This is a genomic window from Helicobacter magdeburgensis, from assembly GCF_000765825.2.
GTDB classification, from domain to species: domain Bacteria; phylum Campylobacterota; class Campylobacteria; order Campylobacterales; family Helicobacteraceae; genus Helicobacter_C; species Helicobacter_C magdeburgensis.
This window is the reverse complement of the sequence record NZ_JRPE02000032.1, coordinates 1-4,363: the sequence shown is the minus strand read 5'-3', so window position 1 is coordinate 4,363 and position 4,363 is coordinate 1. Positions and strand designations below refer to the sequence as shown.

Annotated in this window: 5 protein-coding genes; 1 reads left to right on the top strand and 4 read right to left on the bottom strand. The window is 33.5% G+C overall.

The genetic code is table 11. The annotated features are described in order from the left end of the window. Positions 1 to 272 precede the first annotated feature (272 nt). Together LS74_RS10610 and LS74_RS10605 are read right to left on the bottom strand one after the other, a co-directional pair. The gene (locus LS74_RS10610) at positions 273 to 548 is read right to left on the bottom strand and encodes a type II toxin-antitoxin system YafQ family toxin (protein ID WP_034588937.1); all 276 of its coding nucleotides are present in this window, start codon (positions 546 to 548) and stop codon (positions 273 to 275) included. Continuing rightward, positions 545 to 760 (bottom strand): hypothetical protein, encoded by a 216-nt coding sequence (locus LS74_RS10605; RefSeq protein ID WP_034588941.1) that lies wholly within the window; start codon positions 758 to 760, stop codon positions 545 to 547. The genes LS74_RS10610 and LS74_RS10605 overlap by 4 nt, the downstream gene beginning before the upstream one ends. Positions 761 to 877: 117 nt before the next feature. Between LS74_RS10605 and LS74_RS10600 the strand changes: the two genes are divergently transcribed. Beyond that, the gene (locus tag LS74_RS10600) at positions 878 to 1,312 is read left to right on the top strand and encodes a hypothetical protein (protein WP_052086494.1); all 435 of its coding nucleotides are present in this window, start codon (positions 878 to 880) and stop codon (positions 1,310 to 1,312) included. Positions 1,313 to 1,510: 198 nt separating this feature from the next. On the opposite strand, the gene LS74_RS10595 is transcribed toward LS74_RS10600, so the two are convergent. Then, a complete protein-coding gene (locus LS74_RS10595; protein WP_034588935.1) occupies positions 1,511 to 3,070 on the bottom strand; it encodes a DUF3825 domain-containing protein in 1,560 nt (519 codons plus the stop codon). Positions 3,071 to 3,156: 86 nt separating this feature from the next. Beyond that, on the bottom strand, positions 3,157 to 4,101 hold the full coding sequence (locus LS74_RS10590) for a hypothetical protein (RefSeq protein WP_034588933.1): 945 nt from the start codon (positions 4,099 to 4,101) through the stop codon (positions 3,157 to 3,159). Between the last annotated feature and the right edge of the window lie 262 nt (positions 4,102 to 4,363).

Sequence of the window (4,363 nt, the reverse complement as noted above, 5' to 3'; positions counted from 1 at the left end):
GGAAAGCTTGTCCAGTGCCGTGCACAGCTCTTAGTGCGTTACCCTGTGCTATCTGCCCTAATGCTCCAGCTTCAGCCCCATATTGAATAGCATTCATCTCAGATCTTGTAAATTCTCCTAACTTACCTACACCTGCTGTTTGGTTTGCTGAAATGCGGGCTTGGTTCTCTAAGCCTTGGGTGTAGAGAGTAGAATATTTTTAGTGTAAAAGTTAAAGATAAGGCTGTTAAAGAAAGAATCTGCTTCTCAACTCTTCTATCACAAAAGCAAAGTCATTTCTTAAACAATGTGCTATGGCTACCAGCATTAATACAAGTAAGAATAAGAATCTCATCTTGCTTTTGATAGATTAAAAGCAAGTCAGGCTTGATATGACATTCTCTAAAATTCTTGTAAGCTCCCTTAAGCGAATGATCCTTATATTTTGCTTCTAGTTTTTCGCCCTTAGCTAATGTGTCAATCACAGATTCTAAAAGCTCTAAATCCGCAGAAGTAAAATGCTTAATTGCTTTTTTGTAAGCTTTGGAGTATAAGATTTTGTATTTCACTGAAGAATCGCTTTGTGCATTTCCTTAGCTGAGTTATAGGCTTCAAGCTTACCTTCTTTGTAGAGCTGCAATGCCTCATCAGCTTCTTGTTGCCACTGCTTTGCTATGTCCTCATCTGTTTGTGTGGCTTGGACTTTAAGATTAGCAAGTTTTGCTACTTCTTTGACAGCTTTTAAAAAATCTTTGTTTGCGTTTTTGATTGTAATTGTCATCGCGCCACTCCCTACACTGAAAATCTTATCGTGTATTCTAGCATAAGTTTATCCATTTGAATCCAAACTTCAGTTTTTGTTATAATGTCGCTAAATAAAATAAAAAAGGAGTTTGAAATGGGTAGATTAGATGGCTTAATGTTATGGCAGCTTATGAACATTAACGACAAAATCCCAACAGCCGAGGAAGTTGCTAAGGCTATCGTAGATGAGGAAGTTAAGCGCAGGGAAGATGAAAAAGCATACTGGAGAGAATGGGATAGGGCGTGTAAGGAAGGCGTAATTAAAAGGTTGAGAGATCCGAATGATATTCTGAATTTACTCACGCTAAACCAGCAACCCATTTATGAAGGGATAAGCAAAGAAAAACAAGCCGCACTTATTGAGAGTGGAGAGCTCAAAATCGTAGCCCAAACACAAGGAGCAAAACCGATTATTAGTTCTATGTGGGTTGATGATAGTAGGGAGGAAGCACAGAATCCAACATACAGAAAACTAAAAGCAATAAATCTCAAAGAGATTGAGCAGGGAATCCGAAGAGTTGTAATGTAGGGTTTGTATTGAAAAATAATGGATGTTAGATATAGATGACATCCACTTCTATTTTTCCAAAATCCGAATTGTCTGCAAACAACTTTAAGCCATTTGTTCTAACTATCTCGGCAATGATGGTATCGTTGAAATCTATATCGCTTCTTGTGGAAAAACAATCAAAACTGATTTTATCAAAACCATCATTTTGCTTGAAAATTATGATTTAAGCCAACTACTATCTGGCTTGGTAATAAGTCTTGCATTATCATAAGCCATCTGTGGTGTAAGTACTGTTCTTATTTTGTAGTAATATGATTCTTCCCCGTTTCTTTTTTTTATTTTTTTAATTTTTGTCATCGCACAAAGCACGGCAGGCTTACTTTTGTCTTTTTGCTCATTAAAATAAATGGGCAATAAGAAAGCTGTTTCTCCAAAATAAATTTGAGGAATTGCAAACCTATAATCTCTTTTGCATTTTGCAAGAGATACTTTTATTTCTTGTTGCAATCTGTTTTCAAAATCATAGTTTCTCCCCTTATATAGCTCTTGTATCTCTATTGGAAATCTCTCGAATCTTTTTTCTTCTAAGATGTGCTCATAATCTGTTTTTCCAAGTTCAACTAATTTTGTCGGCAATATGGCATCATTTATAACTGAGAAAAATTTAACATGACAAATATCTCTTGCCATAAATCCATCGGGCAAATGAACATCATCTACAAATTGTTTAAGAGCAAAGAGTTTGTCAGTGCTTGTTCGTTTGAGGATTAAAAATACATCTTGAGATTTTTCGGTAATAAGTCCTGTATTAAAAATAATTGTTTTAGCATCTGCAAACGATTTGCTATCATATTCTAAATATCCCCCATAAATAGCACAATCAAAATACTCCTTAATATAACGCGATAATATTCCATTCGTTAATCCATCTTTATCTCCTTTATCCCAGCTTTCCTCTAACAAGTGATCCGCTATTTTATAATGGCTAATAAATTTAGAAAGCCATTGCAATGGTTTTTTTCTCCATATCTCCTCTAGATCAATAATAAAAAATAGGATGTTTGATAGTCGTATATACACTTTAGCATCATCATCTGTTTTTTTACCATATCTATACCCTTCTTTTTTGGCAGCCTCTATAACATCCATAATATCTTGCAGTGCTGTTATTCTAGAATCATTCTTAAAGCATTCTTTCTTTAGTGTTTCTAGAGATACATATCCAGTATGTCCTACGACATCTTTGTTTTGTATATTATTTAAAATAAAATCTTTAATTTTCATATTGAGCTCAAAAATATCATTTTCGGTTAGATTTTTCGGTTCAATTTGATGATCTTGCCTATTTTGTTTGATAGATTTTTGTGATGGCTGCTCTTTTTGTGGTTTTCTTGTCTCTTTGTTGATTTTGATGATTTTAAGCAAATGGGCTGCTTGTGTTCCAAAATATTCTTCAATACTTAAACCATCTATTGTAATCTTTGATAATGTGTCCAAATCAAGATTTTCTATACTCCTATCTTTTGGTATATATTTGGAAATTTCTTCTTTGATTTTTTCTGTATCTAAGTAAATCCTAAGTTGTTCTATTTTTAAAAAACTATGCGGCATACCATCATATTCATTTTTTAAGTCGCTTAAAGCTTTGGTCTTTTTTTCTTTCTTTGTTATATGTTTTGCAATTTCTGCCAATTCCCTAAAATTTGAATCTTTGTTAAAACCAGCCCAAAAATACTCTAGCAACCTAACTCTTTTTTCAAAAACTAGTCTTAACATATAGCTATCATTCGTTCTTTGCATAAAAATATCATCAAATATTTGCAAAAAAGTTTTTTGCTGACATTGAAATCCAAAATATGTTTTTAGATTTTGGTCTTTATTTGTGCCATAATGCTTCTCGCCAATAACTGTGCAGGTATAAGAAGTGGATCTTTCTCTTTAAAAATCCTATAAAACATATTTGAGATAAAGCTATTGTGGGGTTGAATCTCTTCCTTCTTCTTGTCAAAAGTCAAAAATTGAATATCCCCGATATGTATTGTTAACAATTTTCTATCCTGCTCTTCTAGTTTAATTTCTAATAATTTTACAGGCTGTCTTATTTTTGAGTATTTGTCCCAAAATTGTTGCAGAAAAGTTTCTTTAAGAGCATATATTTTTCTCTCTAATTGTCGTGATTGATTAGATTTGTGAGAAATTCTTTTGATTTCCTTCTTATGATTATTTAATTTTTCTAGAGTCGCATCAAGTATGCCTAGATCCGGATATTCTGTTTTTGTCTTATCAATGGACTGTATCATTTTCTTGTTTGTTGTTTCGGTAAGCAATTCTAAAAAGATGTTCTCTCCCTCATTGATGATTGAGTATTCTCTTCCAAAATAATTAGCAAATCTGTTGAGAAATCTGTATTGATTCAAAATTGTTTCAGGGCTTTTGAAACCAATTTCTTCAAATGTCTCTTTCCCTCTTTCAAACAAATTTGTTAGTAAACTTTTCCCATCGCCACCTTTTGATTCTAGAAATATTTGATGTAATTTTTCTGCCATATCGGCAAGAGCTACAGGATTCTTCTCACTACAAACGGTATTTTGGTTCCTATTTACTTTGTATCCAAACATGTTGTAAAGATGTATGACATCACAACTCTCTCCAAAAAAAGAGAGTTCATAACCTAAACGACTCAGTTCATTCTCTAACACTTGAGTGGTTGCTACTCCGCTACTAGCACTTGTTATAAAAGCCTGTTGCAATATCCTTTTGGTCTCATCTATTCCTACCTTCTTTATGTTTCCACCATTCCACACCATTCTTTATTCCCTAAAAAATATATATGTAAAAAACGGAGCGGATTGTAATATTTTATATATTATAATTGGCTGAAGAAATTTGTGCGTTTATCGACCTCCCATAAATATTCCCGTTACTCCCCCTCCAGCATTACCACCACTTAATTCATCCATATATGACTTTGCTTGTGGGCTTAAAGCATTAAGCTGCCTATTTAAGCTTGCCTCTGTTGCTAGTCCTTTATTATAGGCTTTGCGTGCTTTTTCCATAGCCATTCTTGCA